Consider the following 19905-nt stretch of genomic DNA (forward strand, 5'->3'; position numbering starts at 1 on the left):
GGCGCAAGCCACCCGCGGGCATATCCGCATGCAGCGCCGGCCGCTTTCGCGATCGGAATGCATCATTTTGGGGCTTAGCGCGCAAACCGGCCGGTTGCGCGATGTACATTAAAGTTTCGTCATCTGCACGGCGGGAAGCGAACAGCCCGCGAACGCAGTGTCAGATTGCCGCGTCGGCAACACCCCAGGGACCCCGGGGCAGGCTCGCCTGCTTTTCGCCTACGCGGCGCTTGAGATCGATGCGATCACGCGAGGAGACACCCAGGAGATCCGCCGCTCGCCACACCACGTTGTCCTCGAACTCGCTGACCTGGCCGTCGGCAAAAACCAACTCCCACATCATCTCGACGATGCGCAGGCGCCCCTCCTCGTTGACCTGCCGCATGATGACGCTCGTGAAATGATAGAGATCGACCGCTTCGCCTTCGATCCGCGTTGCGGACGCGATCAATTTGTCCGCGGTGCCACGATCGAGTCCAAAGCGGCTTTCGATCAGGCTGTGCAGTTTGCGCTTCTCGTTCGCGCTCGGCTCGCCGTCGATCGAGACGACGTGGACGAGCAGCGCAGTGGCGGCAAGACGATAATCATTGTCATCGAATGCCCGATCCGCCTGCGCGTCGGGCGACACAATATCGGCAATGAACTGGCGAAGTCCGTCAAGCATCAACGCCTCTATCGATTGACAGGGTACGGGACCTATATGGCGTGGAAACCCGACCCGCGCAATCGCGCCGGTTCTGCGGCCTGCATTACGTTTAGGCAATCTGTTCCCTTGTCGTCCCCGCGAAGACGGACCCATAACCACAAGGAGCGGTTACTTGGCGAAGGCGTCGAGCAGATCGCCTCACAGATAGATCACGAGGTATGGGTGCCGGCTCAAGGCCGGGACGACAAGCGCGTCACGGTATCTCGTACACCACCATCTTGTCGGCGATGCCGCGCAGTGCCGCTTCCTTCTGGATCGGCCGGATCTCCGCATTCCTGAGAATGGAGAGCACCTCCGGCGAATCGATCACCGGCGCAGTGATATGAATTTCCTGCTGGGTCGACAGGCTCTGAACACGCGCGGCGATGTTGACGGTCTGGCCGAAATAATCCTGCCGCTCGTTCAGCATCACCGCGAGGCAAGGACCTTCGTGAATCCCGATCTTGACGATCAGGTCCTCTTTGCCGCGCTCGTCGTTGAGCTTCTTCATCGCCGCGCGCATGCGTAGACCGGCGGCGAGCGCATGTTCAGGCTTGATGAAGGTCGCCATGACGGCATCGCCAATGGTCTTCACCACGGCGCCGTGCTCGGACGCGATGATCTCGAGCAGCGCATGGAAATGCGCACGCACGAGATCGAAAGCGGCGAGGTCGCCGACCCGCTCATAAAGCGCGGTCGAGCCCTTGAGATCCGTGAACAAAAAAGTCAGCGAGGTGATCTTCAATCGCTGGTCGACGTTGAGATTGTCAGCCTTGAAGACATCACGGAAGGTCTGATTGCTCAGCATCCGCTTCGCCGTGAGGATCGGCTTGCGCCTGCCCAGCATCTGGTGCAGCGCGTCGCCGGCAATCCAGACCGATGGCAGCACGCGGACGCCGGCCTGGTTTTCCAGTGTGAGCCGCAATGGCCCCGGTCGCAGCACCGTCGTGCCGGTCGGCGCCTTCAACTTGTTGTAGACGATTGAAAGCTGCTGGCGATCGGTGGTCGGCTCGCCCTGAATGTCAAGGAAGTGGGCCGAATGCGTCACCGGCTCAAACACGATGACGTACTGGCTGGGCAAGTTCAGCGACAGGATCGCCTTCTCGCCGGCGGGCAGTTCCAGCGCTTCGAGCGTCGCTTCGTTGATCAGGCGCGAAAACGATTCGTCGTTGATGTCGACACCCGAACTCCAGAACATCTGCCGCACATAGTCCCAGAGCGGCAGCGTGTTAGGATCATGCGCGCCGATGCGGCGGACTCGCGGGCTGACGGTGAAGGCGACCTCGACCATTTCGTCGACCGAAGCCTCGTAGCCGGCGGCGCAGAGCGCACAATTGTAATCGTCGTGACGCAGCGATTTGAGCGTCGAGTGCGCATCGAGCACCCCGCCACAGCCGGGACAGAGCACGTTCCAGCTCATGTCGAACAGGCCGAGCCGTGACGAGTGGAGGAAACCGGAAATGACCTTTTCCTCGTCGAGCCCGGTACGCCCGGCGAAGTCCAAAGCGTTGATGCGGTTGAGATCGCGATCATCGCCATCGGCAATCAGCCGCGCGATTTCGTCGACGACGGCCGGATCGGCCGTTTGTTTCAACACTGCAAACTGGGCCTGGGTATCGCTCATGGCGCAACCTTAGATGAGATGACCCGCGCCGAAACGCAAGGTCTGGCTATCTCGGCTTGATCGTGAACATCGGCGAGCGGTCGGGCTGGGTCGTCACCACCCCGACCGGCATCACCGGCTGTCTGTCGCCCAGCGAGATACGGAAGGCGCCGATCAGTTTCGCCAGCGCCAGCGTCGCCTCGACAAGGGCGAAATGCGCGCCGATGCAGACCCGTGCGCCGACACCGAACGGCAGATAGGCAAAGCGATCGGGCGGCGTGCCGGTCAGGAAACGCGACGGCACGAATGCCGCCGGATCGTGCCAGAGCTTCTCATGCCGGTGCAGCAGCCATGGCGCGATCATCACCACGTCATGCTTCTTCACGGGCATGCCGGCGATCGTATCCGCCCCCGCTGCGGCGCGCGCGATCAGGAAGGCCGGCGGATAGAGCCGCATGGTCTCGTCGATGACGGCGCGGGTGAATTTCAACCGCTCGATCTCGAGCCCACCGCTTGCGGCGACCGCCTTCACCTCGGCGGCAAGCTCCTCCTGCGTCGCCGGATCGAGCGAAAGCAGATAGAGCGCCCAGAACAGCGCGGTCGCGGTCGTCTCATGGCCGGCCAGTATCATGGTCGCGATCTCGTCGCCGAGCTGCGCGTCGCTAAAGGCCTGACCGGTCTCGGGGTCGCGTGCAGCAACCATCAGATCGAACAGATCGCGCGGCGGCGCATCGCTGGTCTTGCCGGCGGCACGGCGCTCCGCCATCAGCATGGCAACGAACGCGGTCCAGCGCTTGCGGAAGCGGGCGCGCGCCAAATCCTGCGGGCTCGGCCAGCTCAAAGGCAGCAGCATGTCGAGGAAGCGCGGCCGCGCCAATCGCTCGCCATATTCCACGACGAAATCGCGCAAGATGCCGCCATGGCGATCCATGCCGAACGAGAACATGGTGCGGCCGGCGATCTCGAGCGTCATCCGCTGCATCGTCTCGCGAAGGTCTACCGGACCATGGCTCGCGGCCCTGAGCTTTGCGATGGTCTCGTCGGTCACGGCCACCATGTGCGGCACCAGCGGCGTGATCGCGCGCGGCGTGAAGGCCGGCGCGAGCGTGCGGCGCTGATGTTTCCAGGCACGGCCCTCGGCGATCAGAAGACCTTCGCCAAGCATCGGGCGCAACACCCGGAAGGCGGCCGGCGTGCGCGTATAATTCTCATAATTGTCGACCAGCACATGCCTGATCGCATCGGGCGTGTTGAGGATGAAGCTGCTGCGGCCGAAGAAGCGGCCGCGGACGATCTCCTCCTCATAGGCGCGCTGGCTCCAGCTTGCGATCGGGCTGCGGCTGATCAGCGTCATGCGCCTGAAGGCGGACAAATCGTCGGGCGCCCGTGGCGGAGCCGGCGGCACCAGCCGGTTTCGCGCAAGCGGCAGCTCGTAGACTTCGGCCATGCTCATGGTGCTTGCTCCAGTCTCGATCCACCGAGTCTACGCTCTCCATCCGGGGGTGATGAAGACGTAAAACAGCGTTCTCGGGGAGAGTTCGCCGAACACGCGCATTTGTTACCTCGCGACCGCTCCTCGCTCCCAGGCCGTGTTTTTGCGGAACGGAAATGACAGCATGACGACTGGACAATGCGGGCGTTTGACGGGCATCACTCGGCGGCCGGAATCAGACAGCCAACCAACAGAGGACCACGGAACCACCATGACAGCATCGCCGCGACGCCCGAGCCCTGCCTCCGACGGCATCTTGGCGCCGCTTCGGCATTCAGTGTTCCGGCGCATCTGGCTGGCGAGCCTGCTCTCCAACCTCGGGATCCTGATCCAGGGGGTCGGTGCCGCCTGGGCGATGACGCAGATGACATCCGCAGCCGACAAGGTGGCGCTGGTGCAGACCGCCCTGATGCTGCCGGTCATGCTGATCTCGATGCCGGCCGGTGCCATTGCCGACATGCACGACCGCCGGATTGTGGCGATGGTGTCGCTTCTGATCGCGCTGGTCGGCGCCACGGTTCTGACCGCGCTGGCTTGGCTCGACCTGGTGACACCGAATATCCTGCTCGCGCTCTGTTTCATCGTCGGCAGCGGCATGGCGCTGTTCGGCCCGGCCTGGCAGTCCTCGGTCAACGAGCAGGTGCCGCCCGAAACGCTGCCCGCCGCGGTGGCGCTGAACGGCATCAGCTACAACATCGCCCGCAGCTTCGGGCCGGCGATCGGCGGCATCGTGGTCGCAGCCGCGGGCGCGGTGGCCGCCTTTGCGCTCAACGCCCTGTTCTATCTGCCGCTCCTGATCGTGCTGTTCCTCTGGGACCGCGTCAGCGAGCCGTCGCGGCTGCCGCGCGAGCGGCTCAACCGCGCCATCGTCTCGGGCATGCGCTACATCAATCATTCGCCGTCGATCAAGATCGTGCTGACGCGCACGCTGGTCACCGGCATCATCGGCGGCTCGGTCTCCGCGCTGATGCCGCTGGTGGCGCGCGACCTCTTGCATGGCGGCGCCCAGACCTACGGCATCATGCTCGGCGCCTTCGGCATGGGCGCGGTGCTCGGCGCCCTCAATATCGGGGAGGTGCGCAAGCGGATGAGCGGCGAAGCGGCGGTGCGCGTCTGCGCCATCTCCATGGCGGGCGCGATCGCCGCGGTTGCGATCAGCAAGCTGGCGGTGGTGACCGCCGCGGCGCTGGTGCTGGCCGGCGCGGTCTGGATGATGGCGATCGCGCTGTTCAATATCGGCGTGCAGCTCTCGGCGCCGCGCTGGGTCGCCGGCCGCTCGCTGGCGGCGTTTCAGGCCGCGATCGCCGGTGGAATCGCGATCGGAAGCTGGGGCTGGGGCCGGCTCACCGATGCCGCCGGCGTCGAGATCGCGCTGCTGGTCTCCGCCGCCTTGATGCTGCTGTCGCCACTGCTGGGACTATGGCTCAGGATGCCACCGGTCGGCGCCCGCAATGAGGACGCCACCGAGATGCTCGCGGATCCCGAGGTCCGCATGCCGCTCACGCCGCGCAGCGGGCCGCTGGTGGTCGAGATCGAGTACCGCGTCGCACAAGAGAGCGCCCGCGCCTTCCACAATGTGATGCTGGAGGTGCAGCTCAGCCGGCAGCGCAACGGCGCCTATGGCTGGTCAATCGCGCGCGACATCGCCGATCCCGAATTGTGGACCGAGCGCTATCACTGCCCGACCTGGCTCGATTACCTGCGCCAGCGCAACCGCGCCACCCAGTCCGAGCGCGAATTGCATCTGAAGGCGATCGCCTTCCATCTCGGTCCCGAACCGATACGGGTGCGCCGCATGCTGGAGCGCCCGTTCGGCTCGGTGCGCTGGAAAGACGAGACGCCCGACCCCGGAGCCACCGAAGTATTGCCGGTCGTCGCGACGGCGGCCGGCAGCAGCACCTGACCCCTTGCCGTCATTTCGGGGGCGCGTCGAAGACGCGAACCCCGGAATGACAGGAGCCGTTACTGCCCGTGCGCGGTCAGCGTCTGCTGGCACGCCTTGGTCAGGCGGCCACGGTGCTCCTTCAGGCAGGCCAGCACGGCATCATCACCCTTGTCGAGATACGCTCGGCAGAATCGCGACGCGTCGCGCGTGCAGGCTTCCCGCCCCTGCTGCTGCTGCTGCTGCTGCGCCGAGGCCGCGGACGCCACCAGAAGCAGCGGAATGACGAACAGCAATCTGGTCATTTCTCAAGCCTTCATATTGGCAATAGGCAGGACAACGGCGTGCTATATTGTTCACGCACCTCGAAGAAAGGTTCAAACGACGGCACCCGCGGCTCGGTTCCGGCCGAACGGACGAGCCTGCAAAGACGCTGTGCTGCATCGCCGCAAGCGTCTGTGATGACCATCACGCAGAACAACAGCCTAAATTTCTTCGGCAAAGGCAAGCGCGTTGGGATCGCGTTAAGACCTCGTTGGCACTAATGGATCGTTACGAGCGAGCCCCGAGTTTCCCAAGAGAGTAGCGATGCGTAATCCGATAGGCCTGATGCTGGCCGTTGTTGTTGCGGCGGTCGTGATCGCCGGAGTGTGGTTCTGGACTGCCGCGCCGCGGGCCGATGCGGCGCCGCCGCAAACCGTCGCCGCCCGGCCGGCGGATTCGCTGCCGCCAGCCGCCGCGAAATCGGCCGCCAAGGACGATGTCGAAACCACCGCCACGGTGTCCAAACAGGCGGCTGCCGCGCCGGCGCCCGCCCCTGCTCCCGCGCCGACCCCGATGCAGGCGAAATCGACCTGCACCAATCCCGATGCGCTCGGCGTCAGCCGCACGGTCGTCATCGACACCACCGGCGGCCCGGGCTTCGGCTTCCTGCAGTACAAGCAGTTCGACTTCCTGACCGACAAGGAGGTCGTGCTGACCTTCGACGACGGCCCGTGGCCGACCACGCCGGCGGTGCTGAAGGCGCTCGCGGACGAATGCACCAAGGGGCTGTTCTTCCCGATCGGCCTGCACACCACCTATCATCCGGAGATCCTGAAGCAGGTCGCCGCCGCCGGCCACACCATCGGCTCGCACACCTGGTCGCACGCGCATCTCGACAGCAAAAAGCTGACGGAGCAGCAGGCCAAGGACGAGATCGAAAAGGGATTCAGCGCCGTGAAGATGGCGCTCGGCACCGCGCCCTCGCCGTTCTTCCGCTTCCCCGCGCTCGCCCACACCCAGGCGACGCTCGGCTATCTCGGCTCCCGAAACATCGCGATGTTCTCCGTCGACGTCGATTCCCTGGACTTCAAGTCCAGCTCGCCTGACCAGGTGATCCAGACCGTCATGACCAAGCTGGACAAGCAGGGCAAAGGCATCATCCTGATGCACGACCTGCAGAAGCACACCGCGCAAGCCCTGCCGACGCTGCTGCGTCGCCTGAAGGCCGGCGGCTACAAGGTCGTCCAGATGAAGGCGAAGGAGCCGCTGGAAACCCTGCCCGAATACGACGCCCTCATGGTCAAGGACATGAAGGTCCCGGCAGTAAGCGCCCGCCCGCTCTCCAGCGTGGTGCAGACGGTGTCCCAGCAGTAACCGATCGAATAGCGTATCGTCGTCATGGCCGGGCTCGTCCCGGCCATCCACGTTTTTGAGGGCGCTCGGAAATATCGAAAATGTTTTTGAGCGATGGTGCCGCAAGAGGGACTCGAACCCCCGACCCCGTCATTACGAATGACGTGCTCTACCAACTGAGCTATTGCGGCGAACCGTTCGGCAACTTAGCCGGAAAGCGTGCGCACTGATATCGGGCGTAGCCCCGATTGGCAAGATTGACGCGGCCATTTGACCGCGTCTCAGCTCCCCCAGCGGGACAGAAATCCGCGCCAGCCGCCGGCCTGGGCCTTTGGCGGCCCGATCTGCTCGGAAAATTCGTCGCGGGTGCCGTCTTCCTCGATCCCGGGGTCGTCGGGGGCGCGGACGATGGGAATTACCGCCGGAATCGGCGCCGGCGGCGTTTTGGGGATGTCCTGGCGGTCGCGGAACAATGGCGCCACCGCTTCGGGCGATGATTCGGCTGGGGCCGGCTGTGGAGCTGGCGGGGCGGATGCCGTCACCGACGGGGCGGCGGGCGCTGGTTCCACCGGGGCCGGGGATGCGGCCGGCGGCGTGTTGTCCTGCGGGGCGGGCGGCGCTGCTTCAACCGGTTTTATGATGTCGACCGGCTTTTCGGCCACTCGCTCGAGCGGTTTCGCGGGCGGGGCGGGCGGGGCTTCCTTCGGCAGCTCAATCCGCTTCGAGGCCAGCATCGCTTCCTCGAACGGCGAGGATTCGATCGCCGGGCCCTTGTCGGACGGGAGTGCGGCGACCGGGGTCTGCCACTGGAAGGCATCGAGCCGGCCGGTGACCGGTGAGACCGGCCGCCAGCGGTCGCTGACATAGCCGTCCGCGGTCCAGGCCGGATCGTGCAGCGCGCGCACCGCGCGCAAGGTCCAGGCGCGGGCCCGGCCGCTGTCGCCATGCTCGGTGCGCTCGATCTCGGCCATCAACAGCGCCACGCGCTGGGTCGGCGCGGCGATGAACGGCGTCAGCGCCTCGCGTGCTTTGGCGAATTCGGCGGCGTCGATCGCCGCGCGCGCGATCGCGAGCGCGCCCTCGATATTATCAGGCGTCTTCGCCGCCAGCGTCTCGACCCGCACCAGCCGCTGCCGCGCGGAGTCCCCGAGCTTCACATGCGCATAGGCATCGGCGAGCTCGGGATGCGGCTGCGACAGCCACGCGGTCTCGACGATCTTCATCGCGCGCCGAACCTGATGCGCCTCGCTCTCATATTTGGCGGCAAGCGCCGCGGCCGGGATCAGCGTCGGCGCGAGCTTGATCGCCTCCATCACGCTCTCGCGCGACAAATCGCGGTCGACGGTCTCGAACTCCAGCGCGCGTGCGGTGAGCAGCACGCCGCGCTGCCGCCGATAGGTCGCCTTGTCGATGAGGCCGGAGCTCTGGTTGTTGTCGAGGATCGAAAGCGCGCCGGCCCAGTCGCCCTTGGCGCAGCAGAAGCCGAGCACGGCCTGCGAGGCCCATGACGAGGACGGCGAAACCTTCAGCGCCTCTTCCGCGATCATGACCGCGGCGACCGCATCGTCCGAACGCTGCGCCTCGATGAACAGGCCGCGCAGGCCGAGCAGCCGCGTATCCTCGCGCTCGGCCATTGCGCGGAACGCGCGCTGCGCCCCCTCGCGATCGCCATCGAGCTGCGCCGATTGCGCATGGAGGAGAAGCGTCAGCGGATCGCTGCCGGCGTGACGCCGCGCGGTTTCCGCATGGTGCCGCGCCGCCGTCGAATCGCCATGGCCGATCGCGAGCAGCCCTTGAGTGATCGCATGTCGGCCACGGGCATGACGGCGCTCGCGCCGGCCGCGCCGGATGCGGGCCGGCACCCGCCACAGCCAGGACAGGATCGACCAGACGATGACGGCCACGACCGCGACGATGCCGAGCCCCAGCGCAAACACGGGCAGCGTGGTTACCGCGCGCCCGCCGCCCCAGGACAGCACGACATCGCCGGGCTGGTCGGCGACCCAGGCCGCGCCGGCCGCGGCAAGCGCGATCAATACGAGAAACAGAATGATCCGGATCATGGAGAACCTACTGTCCGGCCTTCGCGAGCCCAGCCATGGCGTTGTCGGCAAATGTTCGCGAGGCCGCCAGCGCTGCGGCGCGCGCTTCGACTTTTTCGAGCCACGCTTGCGCCGCCGCGCGATCGGCGGGCGCCAGCGTCTTCAGTTCGCGCTGCGCCTCGCCGAGATCGTTGCGCAGTGCGGCCTGGGTGATGCGCGCAACCACGCTGCCGCGATCGGTACCCGTCGCATCGGTGCGCTCGATGCGCACGAGCTTGGCCGCGCCGGCCTGCAGGCGATCGACGATGCCGGTGCCGGTGGTGGCCGCGGCCGACGGCGGGGGCGGCGCAAGCCTTGGCACGATCTCGAGCAGCTCGCGGCAGAGCGCGCCGGCGCTCGGCACGCCGGAGGCCGCGAACGCATCGAGCGGCTTGAGCGCATCAGGGTTTTCCGCAAACTGCTTGGCGGCCTCGAGCGGCGCGGCATAGGCATCGCCGTGACGGACCGCGACATCGAGCAGCGATGCGGCAACCACGCGGCGCAGCGGCAGATCGTCAGCGAGCTTTGCATCGGCTGCGCCCACTTCCGCGATCTTGTTGCCTTGCTGGGCGAGCTCAGCCGTTTGCTTCCGTACCGCGCTCTCGATTCTTGAAATCCGATCGTTGACTGCTGACAGATCCGGCGTGGACGCGGACCCATCGCGTGGCATCGATTTCACCTGATCGATCGCCGTGGCCAGCTTGTCCGATTGCGCGCGTGATGCCGCAAGTTCGCCGCGCAGCGCATTCGCGGATTTCTCCAGCCCGTCGATCCGCGCGGCCAGCGCCTGATCGCTTGAAGCCTGCCTGCCGATCTTCGCTTCGACGCCTGCGACACGCCCCGTGAGCTCGTCGATAGCGCCGGCGCTAAGCTGCGGCACAGGCGGCTGCGCCGGTTGTACCGCGGGCCAGCCGAGCAACCAGCCGACGCCGATCACCAGCGCGGCAGCGACAGCGCCCGAAACAGGCGCAATCACCCAGGGCGAGATCGGCCGAGGCGGAGGTTCGGCGGAGGAGGGTTCCGGATCCGGCGCGGCTGCGGCCGTCTCCATCGCAGGCTCGGGTTGCGGCGCCGCCTCGGCGGCGGCCGCTTCACCGCTCACATTTTCGCTATCCGCCTCAGCGCTATCCACGGAATCCGTCTTGGGCGGTTCGCTCGACACCTCGGTCGCCTTGAGATCGATGGTTGGCGGCGCGCGCCGCGACCGGGCGGAGGAATCCGCCGCCGATTCGGTGTCTTCGGGCCTCTCATCGACCATGCAGCGGTTCCCTTGACTGTTGATACGCCGAAACCGGGAAAGCCAAGACTTTACCAGAACGAGACTTTACCAGAATAAGACTTACCAGAATCGGACCGTTCTCTTAAGCCAATCAGGGCCGCAAAGCACGCGTCAGGGCTTCGAACAGGGCATTTTCGTCCGGCGAGGCGGCGGTGACGACCTGGGTGGCTCCGGCCTCGCGCAGGACGGCGGCAACAGCAGCCGAAATGCAGCAATGCGGCAGCGCCAGGGCCGATATTTCGAGGCCTTCGGCCCGCGCCGCATCGAGAAACGCCCGCGCGCTGCGGCGGGAATAATGCAGCACGGCCTCGATACCACCAGCCATGAAAGCGTCACACACCGGACGCGGCAGTCCCGCCACCGGGCTCATCCGGTATGTCGTGCGGGTTATGACTGTAAAGCCGGCTTCGCCCAGCTCGCCGGCGAGATCGCGCGAAAGATCGGCGCCCGCGAGATAAAGCAAAGTTGCCGCCTTTTTCAGTTTCTTCGCTTTCCTGTGCGCCCGCACGAGCTCATAGAGCGCGGTGGCATCGCCGTCGGCGCTTGCCACCTCGCCAAATCCGGCCTCGCGGGCCGCGGCGGCGGTATGCTCTCCGACCGCAAACAGCGGCAGGCGAAGCAGCGCATGGCCGGCGAGCTGGGGCGCAGCGGCGCGCAGCGCGTTGGCGCTGGTGACGATGACAGCGTCATAGTCCGCGGCATCGTCTTCCTGGAACGGCAGCACCTCGAACCGCAGCACCGGTGCGAGCAATACCTCAAAACCCAGGCTGCGCAGACTATCGGCAGTGGCCTCACCATCTCCTTGCGGGCGCGTGACAAGAACGGCCATCTTCAGGCTTTCGGGAGCGACATTTAGGGCAGAACCGACGATTGCACGCTGTGACCTCACAATGCTACCGAGTGACGGAACGGAAGATAGCACGCGAAATAGCACAAGGACCGAACTTGGGTAACGACACGCCGATGCTGGTGTTGGGTATAGAGACCACCTGCGATGAAACCGCAGCCGCTGTGGTCGAGCGCCAGAGCGACGGCAGCGGACGGATTCTGTCCAACATCGTGCGCTCGCAGACAGAAGAGCATGCGCGCTTCGGCGGCGTGGTGCCGGAGATCGCCGCGCGCGCTCATGTCGACCTGCTCGACGGTATCATCGATCGCGCCATGAAAGAGGCTGATGTCGGCTATGCGCAATTGTCCGCCGTCGCTGCTGCCGCAGGTCCTGGCCTGATCGGCGGCGTCATCGTCGGCCTCACCACGGCAAAGGCGATCGCGATGGTGCACGACACGCCGCTGATCGCGGTGAACCATCTGGAAGCGCATGCGCTGACGCCGCGGCTCACCTGTGCATTGGCGTTTCCTTATTGCCTGTTCCTGGCCTCCGGCGGCCACACCCAGATCGTCGCCGTGGTCGGCGTCGGCCAGTATGTGCGGCTCGGCACCACCGTCGATGACGCCATGGGCGAGGCCTTCGACAAGATCGCAAAGATGCTGTCGCTGCCCTATCCGGGCGGGCCGGAGGTGGAACGCGCGGCAGAGGGCGGTGACGCCACGCGCTTTGCATTTCCGCGGCCAATGCTCGGCCGTCCCGACGCCAATTTCTCGCTGTCGGGCCTGAAGACCGCCGTGCGCAACGAGGCGAGCCGACTGGCGCCGCTGGAGCCGCAGGATGTCAGCGACCTCTGCGCCGGTTTTCAGGCCGCGGTGCTGGAATCGACCGCCGACCGGTTGAGCGTCGGTTTGAGATTGTTCCAGGAGCAATTCGGTCCGCCCCGCGCGCTGGTCGCGGCCGGCGGCGTCGCCGCCAATCACGCCATCCGCGGCGCGCTGCAGGATGTTGCCGCCAAGGCGCAGACGACGCTGATCATTCCGCCACCGGCGCTCTGCACCGACAATGGCGCGATGATCGCCTGGGCCGGCGCCGAGCGGATGGCGCTCGGCCTCACCGACACAATGGACGCGCCCCCGCGCGCGCGCTGGCTGCTCGACGCCAACGCCAAGGCGCCTGCGGGCTACGCCAACACCCGCGCGGGATTCTGAGATGTTTGAAGGATCACGCCGCAGACGCCGTGCCACCTCGCCCCGCTTGCGGGGAGAGGTCGGATTTGCGCATAGCGCAAATCCGGGTGAGGGGGAGCCTCCGCGCACACCTCACTTTGCGGATTCGCGGAGAGCTGCCCCTCACCCCAACCCTCTCCCCGCAAGAGCGGGGAGAGGGAGTTCAGATGAGTCTGCCTGATGCCGGCGCATCAATCCGTCGGTGTGATCGGCGCGGGCGCGTGGGGCACGGCGCTCGCGGCCGTCGCGGCGCGGGCCGGTCGCGATGTCGTGCTCTATGCGCGCGACGCGGCGCACGCTGCGCAGATCCAGGCGACGCGCACCAATCCAAGACTTCCCGGCGTGCCTCTCGACTCCAGCGTCAAGGTCACCGCCGACATTGCGGCGGCTGCCCGCACCGATCTCATCCTCGTCGTAACCCCCGCACAGCATTTGCGTGCGGCTGTCATGCATCTGGCGCCCCGACTTGTAGCGGCGACGCCCGTAATCGCCTGCGCCAAGGGCATCGAGCGCGGCACCCACAAGTTCATGACCGACGTGATTGCGGAGGCCGCACCCGATGCGACGCCGGCGATATTGTCGGGACCAAGCTTCGCCGACGATGTCGCGCGCGGGCTTCCAACAGCGGTGACGCTGGCGACGAGAGATGAATCCCTGGCGAGCGCGCTGGTGCAGGCGCTGGGGTCGCCGACCTTCCGGCCCTATCACACGACCGATGTCCGCGGCGTCGAAATCGGCGGTGCCGCCAAGAACGTGCTGGCGATCGCGGCCGGCATCGTGGCTGGCCGCGAGCTCGGCGCGTCAGCGCTTGCCGCACTGACCACGCGCGGCTTCAGCGAACTGGCGCGGCTCGGACGTGCGTGCGGCGCACGCGCCGAAACCTTGGTGGGACTGTCCGGCCTCGGGGACCTGATCCTGACCTGCTCCAGCCCGCAGTCGCGCAATTTCGCGCTCGGCATTGCGCTCGGCCGCGGGGAAGAGCCGCCAGCCGGCAAGCTTGCCGAAGGCATGTTCACTGCACCGGTGCTGATCGAGCTTGCGGCTTCGCAAGCTATCGAGATGCCGGTATCAAATGCGGTCGCAGCGATCCTTACCAGGCAATTGACGATCGATGCTGCGATCGAGGGCCTGTTGACGCGGCCGTTCAAGGCGGAGGGATGATGATGGCGTACTGGCTGGTGAAATCCGAACCGTCGGTATGGTCCTGGGATCAGCAGGTGGCGAAGGGCGCCAAGGGTGAGGCCTGGACCGGCGTGCGCAACTTCACCGCGCGCCAGAATCTCGTGAACATGAAGAAGGGCGACAAGGCTTTCTTCTATCACTCCAACGAGGGCAAGGAGATCGTCGGCATCGCCGAGATCATCAAGGAGGCCTATCCCGACCCGACCGACAAGACCGGCAAATTCGTCTGCGTTGACATCAAGGCCGACAAGCCCTTGAAGACGCCGGTGACGATCGGAGCGATCAAAGCCGAGAACAAGCTCGCCGATATGGCGCTGGTCAAATATTCGCGCCTGTCGGTGCAGCCCGTGACCGCGGACGAGTGGAAGATCGTCTGCAAGATGGGCGGGCTCTGAAACCCTCTCCCCTTGTGGGAGAGGGTGCGGTCGCGAGGCGAGCGCGGGTGAGGGGTTCTCTCCGCAAACGCCTGTGTTCGTGGTGGGCAAACCCCTCATCCGTCGCGGACTTCGTCCGCGCCACCTTCTCCCACAAGGGGAGAAGGAAAAAAGATCAAACCGCCGCTGCGGTCACCACCTGCGCCAATAGCTGTTCTCGCTTGGCTTGCGTTCGATAGCCTTTCATGGTCGCGGCGAAACGCTCCAGGATGCCGTCCTCGAAGGCGGTGACGATGGTGTCGTGGACATAGCTCTTGCGGCAGATCGCGGGCGTATTGGAGAGCTCATCGGCGGCCGCGCGCACCGCTTCGAGCACCTGCTTCTTGCGGCCGCGGGCGCTGGAAGCCGGCGTGATCCGCGACAGCGATTCCAGCACGACCGCGGAGGCCATCAGCGTGCGAAAATCCTTCAGCGAAATCTTGATGCCGGCGATCTCGCGCAGGAACGCATTCACCGCCGTGGTCGACGCCGCGCGGACGATGCCGGACCTGTCGCGATACTGGAACATGCGCTTGCCCGGCACGCTCCGCAGGATGCCGATCGCGCGCACCAGCTTGGCCGCGTCGCATTCCTTGCGCACGGCCTTGCCGCCCTTGGCCTTGAAGGTCAGGACCACGCAGTCGTCCTCGAGCGTGACGTTCGACTTCAAGAGCGTGGTGGCGCCGCGGGTGCCGTTGAGCCGCGCATAGGATTCATTGCCCGGGCGTATCGCCGTGCGCGCGATCAGTTCGATCACCGCCGACAGCGCAAATTCGCGCGTCGGCTCATCGCCGGACAGATATTTCGAGACGTTGCGCCGGATCTTCGGCAGCGCCCCCACCAGCTTTGCCAGCCGATGCGCCTTGCGGTGCTCGCGGACCTTCTCCCAGTCGGCGTGATAGCGGTATTGCAGCCGTCCCGCGGCATCGCGGCCGATCGCCTGCAGATGCGAACTCGGATCGTGGGAGTAGCGGACCTCGCGATAGGCGGGCGGTACCGCCATCGCATGGAGGCGGCGGATGGTACGGGCGTCGCGGATGTGCGAGCCGTTGGCGCGAACAAATGAATAGTTCTTGCCGCGCTTGACACGGCGGATGGTGAGCAGAGCCTGGTCGCCGAGCTTGAGGCCAAGTTCCGCAGCCAGTTCCTTCACCGAGCCCTTGACGGTGATCTTCTGCTTGGGAGTGGGCAGCTTGGTCGGCCATTGGCCCAGTGCTTTCGCCAGCGGCAGGGTCGGATCGGCGGAAACGGGCCGCGTAGCCACAAAATTCTGCTGATCCATCATGACCGTTGACGCCTTGGCTCCACTGGTTTTCGGTAATGCCGATTTTTATGGCTTGGTTCCGGAGGCTGTTGGCCTCGGGAACGCCATTTAGGGGGTTACTCCGGCTTTTGCGAGTCGCGAATCAGTCATTAAAGGTACCTAAATACCGTTCATGGGTGCCATTCGCGCGATAACGTTGATTTTGACCTCGCTCAAAACGTGATTTTGATCTGTTCGCTCAACTGCGGGCAACGAGTTCAATAAGGCTCCGGCACAAGAAGCCGACCAAGGTCCAAGACACCAGCGCTTGTCCGGGTATTGTCCGGCGACGCATAATCACCGTAACCATGAAGATGGCCCGCAACACCGGGATCACGCGGGCCGGATGTCGAGTGGAGGGGATAAATGTCCGAGAAGATCTATGACGTCTCAGCCGATTGGGCCAAACGCGCCTATGTCGACGACGCCAAGTACCAGGAGATGTATGCAGGCTCGGTTGCCGACCCCAACGGCTTCTGGGCTGTGCACGGCAAGCGCATCGACTGGATCAAGCCGTACACCAAGGTCGAGAACGTCTCCTTCGCGCCCGGCAACATCTCAATCAAATGGTTCGAGGACGGCGTGCTCAACGTCGCCTGGAACTGCATCGACCGCCACCTCGAGACCCGCGGCGACCAGACCGCGATCATCTGGGAAGGCGACGACCCCTCGAAATCGAAGCACATCACCTATCGGGAGCTGCACGACGAAGTCTGCCGGATGGCCAACATCCTGCGCAACCGCAACGTCGGCAAAGGCGACCGCGTCACCATCTATTTGCCGATGATCCCCGAGGCCGCCTATGCGATGCTGGCCTGTGCGCGGATCGGCGCGATTCATTCGGTGGTGTTCGCGGGCTTCTCGCCCGACAGCCTCGCCCAGCGCATCAGCGACTGCAAATCCAAGATCGTCATCACCGCTGACGAGGGATTGCGCGGCGGCAGGAAGGTGCCGCTGAAGGCCAATGTCGACGCGGCGCTGGCCAAGACCGAGGGCGTCGACTGGGTCGTCGTGGTCAAGCACACCGGCGCTGCCGTCGACATGAATCCGACCCGCGACTTCTGGTACCACGAGGCGGCCGAGATGGTGACGACGGACTGCCCGTGCGAGCCGATGCACGCGGAAGATCCGCTGTTCATCCTCTATACGTCAGGCTCGACCGGCCAGCCCAAGGGTGTGCTGCACACCTCCGGCGGCTATCTCGTGTTCGCGTCGATGACGCATCAATATGTGTTCGACTATCACGATGGCGACATCTACTGGTGCACCGCCGACGTCGGCTGGGTCACCGGCCACACCTACATCCTCTACGGTCCGCTCGCCAACGGCGCGACCACGCTGATGTTCGAGGGCGTACCGAACTATCCCGACAATTCCCGCTTCTGGAACGTCATCGACAAGCACAAGGTCAACATCTTCTACACCGCGCCGACCGCGATCCGCGCGCTGATGCAGGGTGGCGACGAGCCCGTCAAGAAGACGTCTCGCAAGAGCCTGAAGCTGCTCGGCTCGGTCGGCGAGCCGATCAATCCGGAAGCCTGGGAATGGTACTACCGCGTGGTCGGCGACAGCCGCTGCCCGATCGTCGACACCTGGTGGCAGACCGAGACCGGCGGCATCCTGATCACCCCGCTGCCCGGCGCCACCAAGCTCAAGCCGGGCTCGGCGACGCGGCCATTCTTCGGCGTGGTGCCTGAGATCGTCGATGCCGAGGGCAAGGTGCTGGAGGGCGAGGCGACCGGCAATCTGTGCCTGATCCGTTCCTGGCCCGGCCAGATGCGCACCGTCTATGGCGACCACGCCCGTTTCGAGCAGACCTATTTCTCGACCTACAAGGGCAAGTATTTCACCGGCGACGGCTGCCGGCGCGACGCCGACGGCTTTTACTGGATCACCGGCCGCGTCGACGACGTCATCAACGTCTCCGGCCACCGCATGGGCACCGCCGAGGTCGAGAGCTCGCTGGTGGCGCATGCGGCGGTGTCGGAAGCCGCCGTGGTCGGCTATCCCCATGACATCAAGGGCCAGGGCATCTACGCCTATGTCACGCTGATGGCGGGCACCGAGCCGAGCGAGGAGTTGCGCAAAGAGCTGGTTGCCTGGGTGCGCAAGGACATCGGTCCGATCGCCTCGCCCGACTTGATCCAGTTCGCGCCGGGCCTGCCCAAGACCCGCTCCGGCAAGATCATGCGCCGCATCCTGCGCAAGATCGCCGAGGACGAACCGTCAAGCCTCGGCGACACCTCGACGCTGGCCGATCCCGCGGTGGTTGATGATCTCGTCAAGAACCGGCAGAACAAGAAGGGCGCCGCGGTTTAACACCGCGGCAGGGGGGAGTTCATGGGGTTGCACTTTGGTCGTCTTGCCGCCGCGGCGCTGATCGCCGCGGCCGGTCTCATGATCGGCATGCCGAGCGTGCGCGCGGCGAATCTCGACGATGCCTGCGGGGGGCCGGAGAAGATCACCTGCAACTCGGCGCTGTTCTGTCGCAAGGAGGCCGGACAGTGCGGGGTCGCGGATGCCAAGGGCACCTGCGAAAAAGCCCCGGCTTTTTGCATCCGGATTCACCGGCCGGTTTGCGGTTGCAACGGCAAGACCTATCCGAACGAGTGCGAAGCGCGGCATGTCAAGGTCGCGGTCGATTATACCGGCCCTTGCAAGAAGGCACCGGGTGCCGCCGAGCCGAAGCCGGAGAAGTCGCCCGCGACCAAGAAGAAAAAATCGAGCAAGTAGGCGCGATCGACATCTTCCAATCCCCACGCGATTGTCACGCGTCCGCAGCGGGAGCGGCACGTTTGCCGCCGCAGGTTGTGTTGTTTGCGGGTCATTTACTTTATTTGCAACTTTTCCGCTCTTCCGCCCGACGCGAACCGCCCCCCGCGCGACATAAGAAAACAGCCGGTTAACACACACGGTCAAGAATGCCGGGTGCGAACGGCAGGCCGGAGCCTGACCGGCAGCGCGATATCTGAGGTCCCGCAAAGGGCGGCTGGATGTGGAGAGTTTCATGTCGATGAGGATCGCGGTGGCCATGGCTGCCACCTTTGGGCTGGGCGTATTTGCGCTGGGCGCATTGATGCCGACGGCCGCCGAAGCGCGGCCGGAAATGGTCGATATGCACGACGACCATTATTCTCCGGGCACGATCGTGGTGAGGACCGGCGAGCGGCGCCTCTATCTGGTTCTCGATTACGGTCACGCCATGCGTTATCCGGTCGGCGTCGGCAAGGCCGGCAAGCAGTGGGCCGGCACCACGCAGATCGACGGCAAATACCGCTATCCGGCCTGGTCGCCGCCCGCCGAAGTCAAGCGCGACAAGCCCCACATGCCCGACGTGATTCCCGGCGGCTCGCCGCGCAATCCGATGGGCGTTGCGGCGATGACGCTCGCCGGCGGCGAATATGCGATCCATGGCACCAACGTGCCGGGCTCGGTCGGCGGCTTCGTCTCCTATGGTTGCATCCGCATGCTGAACGATGACATCACCGACCTCTACTCTCGCGTCCCCGTCGGCGCCACCGTGGTCGTCACGCACTGAACCGATCGAAGCACGCGAATTAACAAGACCTGCGCTGTCGCGCGGCTTTCTTCATTCCCAGAAGCGCCGGCTCCTCGCGCACCAGCCAAAGCGATGGCCGCCATTGTAGCTGCGCGCATGGCCTGCCGCGAGCAGTGCCGCCGAGACGTTATCCGTACGCCTGGTCGCGACGTTGGCGACGACGCGCCCCGGATATTTGTCGGGACCGATATTGTAGATCACGACGCCGCCCTGGCTGAGAAGATTGCGCAAGGCATCAGTCGCAGCCTCGGCCCTTTCCAATTCTTCCTGGCATGATGCCTTCAACTCCGGCGCATCGATGCCGCGCAAGCGGACATGGGTCATGAGATCGCGTCCCTGCTCCAGATGCACGCGCGCCTCGAACGTGTCGCCGTCGATCGTCCTGATGACATCGACAGTGCGGCGGACATCTGGAGTGCCGCCGCGCTGCCAGATCGCATCGGCATCCTGCACGCGGCTGCTGCTCCAATGCGGAAGCTGCCAAGGCACCCATTGCCGGATTGGAAGCATGGTGCCGAGCGCAATACCGATCACGAACACCCATGGCAAAGCAGCCGAGAACCGACGGCCAAATGGAGCGCGGCGAAATGATCGCCGATATGGATTGATTCGCTCATCGGGAGGCATCGCCCCACGCTAGAGCATGATCCGGAAAAGTGGAAACCGGTTTTCCGAAGAGAAATCCGTCATTGCGAGCGCAGCGAAGCAATCCACGCCTCCGCTTGCATCCGCGGCCAGCATGGATTGCTTCGCT

General features: G+C 65.2%; 17 protein-coding genes and 1 tRNA gene. 8 read left to right on the plus strand and 10 right to left on the minus strand.

Going from position 1 to position 19905, the window contains the following annotated elements; all coding sequences use genetic code 11:
* Positions 1 to 160: 160 nt before the first annotated feature.
* The 3 genes from ACZXDY_RS24155 to ACZXDY_RS24165 all read right to left on the minus strand — a co-directional run bounded on the left by ACZXDY_RS24155 (position 161) and on the right by ACZXDY_RS24165 (position 3741).
* Positions 161 to 664: a tellurite resistance TerB family protein gene (locus ACZXDY_RS24155; protein ID WP_028165197.1), complete on the minus strand. Its 504-nt coding sequence runs from the start codon at positions 662 to 664 to the stop codon at positions 161 to 163.
* Positions 665 to 899: 235 nt separating this feature from the next.
* Positions 900 to 2309: a DUF5939 domain-containing protein gene (locus ACZXDY_RS24160; protein ID WP_464347214.1), complete on the minus strand. Its 1410-nt coding sequence runs from the start codon at positions 2307 to 2309 to the stop codon at positions 900 to 902.
* A 46-nt stretch (positions 2310 to 2355) separates the two neighbouring features.
* The gene (locus ACZXDY_RS24165) at positions 2356 to 3741 is read right to left on the minus strand and encodes a cytochrome P450 (protein WP_464347215.1); all 1386 of its coding nucleotides are present in this window, start codon (positions 3739 to 3741) and stop codon (positions 2356 to 2358) included.
* A 250-nt stretch (positions 3742 to 3991) separates the two neighbouring features.
* Here ACZXDY_RS24165 and ACZXDY_RS24170 point away from each other — a divergent pair, with 250 nt between their 5' ends.
* The gene (locus ACZXDY_RS24170; RefSeq protein WP_464347216.1) at positions 3992 to 5683 is read left to right on the plus strand and encodes an MFS transporter; all 1692 of its coding nucleotides are present in this window, start codon (positions 3992 to 3994) and stop codon (positions 5681 to 5683) included.
* A gap of 59 nt (positions 5684 to 5742) precedes the next feature.
* Here ACZXDY_RS24170 and ACZXDY_RS24175 read toward each other — a convergent pair whose 3' ends face one another.
* Complete coding sequence (locus ACZXDY_RS24175; RefSeq protein ID WP_464347217.1) at positions 5743 to 5967, minus strand: hypothetical protein; 225 nt, start codon at positions 5965 to 5967, stop codon at positions 5743 to 5745.
* 283 nt (positions 5968 to 6250) lie between these two features.
* Here ACZXDY_RS24175 and ACZXDY_RS24180 point away from each other — a divergent pair, with 283 nt between their 5' ends.
* On the plus strand, positions 6251 to 7300 hold the full coding sequence (locus ACZXDY_RS24180) for a polysaccharide deacetylase family protein (protein ID WP_464347218.1): 1050 nt from the start codon (positions 6251 to 6253) through the stop codon (positions 7298 to 7300).
* A 94-nt stretch (positions 7301 to 7394) separates the two neighbouring features.
* On the opposite strand, the gene ACZXDY_RS24185 is transcribed toward ACZXDY_RS24180, so the two are convergent.
* The 4 genes from ACZXDY_RS24185 to ACZXDY_RS24200 form a co-directional block, all read right to left on the minus strand.
* Positions 7395 to 7470 (minus strand) — tRNA-Thr (locus ACZXDY_RS24185).
* 90 nt (positions 7471 to 7560) lie between these two features.
* Complete coding sequence (locus ACZXDY_RS24190; protein ID WP_464347219.1) at positions 7561 to 9342, minus strand: heme biosynthesis HemY N-terminal domain-containing protein; 1782 nt, start codon at positions 9340 to 9342, stop codon at positions 7561 to 7563.
* Positions 9343 to 9349: 7 nt separating this feature from the next.
* Positions 9350 to 10618, minus strand: coding sequence for a COG4223 family protein (locus tag ACZXDY_RS24195; RefSeq protein ID WP_464347220.1), 1269 nt, complete (start codon positions 10616 to 10618; stop codon positions 9350 to 9352).
* A 112-nt stretch (positions 10619 to 10730) separates the two neighbouring features.
* The gene (locus ACZXDY_RS24200) at positions 10731 to 11468 is read right to left on the minus strand and encodes a uroporphyrinogen-III synthase (RefSeq protein WP_464347221.1); all 738 of its coding nucleotides are present in this window, start codon (positions 11466 to 11468) and stop codon (positions 10731 to 10733) included.
* A 134-nt stretch (positions 11469 to 11602) separates the two neighbouring features.
* Between ACZXDY_RS24200 and tsaD the strand changes: the two genes are divergently transcribed.
* From tsaD to ACZXDY_RS24215, 3 genes are all read left to right on the plus strand, one after another.
* Positions 11603 to 12676, plus strand: coding sequence for a tRNA (adenosine(37)-N6)-threonylcarbamoyltransferase complex transferase subunit TsaD (gene tsaD / locus ACZXDY_RS24205; RefSeq protein ID WP_464347231.1), 1074 nt, complete (start codon positions 11603 to 11605; stop codon positions 12674 to 12676).
* Positions 12677 to 12874: 198 nt separating this feature from the next.
* Positions 12875 to 13855, plus strand: a complete 981-nt coding sequence (locus tag ACZXDY_RS24210; RefSeq protein WP_464347222.1) for an NAD(P)H-dependent glycerol-3-phosphate dehydrogenase — start codon at positions 12875 to 12877, stop codon at positions 13853 to 13855.
* A gap of 2 nt (positions 13856 to 13857) precedes the next feature.
* Positions 13858 to 14271 (plus strand): EVE domain-containing protein, encoded by a 414-nt coding sequence (locus tag ACZXDY_RS24215; RefSeq protein WP_028165208.1) that lies wholly within the window; start codon positions 13858 to 13860, stop codon positions 14269 to 14271.
* A 154-nt stretch (positions 14272 to 14425) separates the two neighbouring features.
* On the opposite strand, the gene ACZXDY_RS24220 is transcribed toward ACZXDY_RS24215, so the two are convergent.
* On the minus strand, positions 14426 to 15574 hold the full coding sequence (locus ACZXDY_RS24220; protein WP_464347223.1) for a DNA topoisomerase IB: 1149 nt from the start codon (positions 15572 to 15574) through the stop codon (positions 14426 to 14428).
* A gap of 384 nt (positions 15575 to 15958) precedes the next feature.
* Between ACZXDY_RS24220 and acs the strand changes: the two genes are divergently transcribed.
* From acs to ACZXDY_RS24235, 3 genes are all read left to right on the plus strand, one after another.
* A complete protein-coding gene (gene acs, locus ACZXDY_RS24225; RefSeq protein ID WP_464347224.1) occupies positions 15959 to 17911 on the plus strand; it encodes an acetate--CoA ligase in 1953 nt (650 codons plus the stop codon).
* Between the two features lie 21 nt (positions 17912 to 17932).
* On the plus strand, positions 17933 to 18325 hold the full coding sequence (locus ACZXDY_RS24230) for a Kazal-type serine protease inhibitor family protein (RefSeq protein WP_464347225.1): 393 nt from the start codon (positions 17933 to 17935) through the stop codon (positions 18323 to 18325).
* A gap of 274 nt (positions 18326 to 18599) precedes the next feature.
* A complete protein-coding gene (locus ACZXDY_RS24235; RefSeq protein WP_028165211.1) occupies positions 18600 to 19130 on the plus strand; it encodes a L,D-transpeptidase in 531 nt (176 codons plus the stop codon).
* Between the two features lie 51 nt (positions 19131 to 19181).
* Here the strand turns inward: ACZXDY_RS24235 and ACZXDY_RS24240 are convergent, their stop codons facing one another.
* A complete protein-coding gene (locus tag ACZXDY_RS24240) occupies positions 19182 to 19691 on the minus strand; it encodes a thermonuclease family protein (protein WP_464347226.1) in 510 nt (169 codons plus the stop codon).
* Positions 19692 to 19905: the final 214 nt, after the last annotated feature.

The organism is Bradyrhizobium sp. LeoB3 (assembly GCF_055456055.1).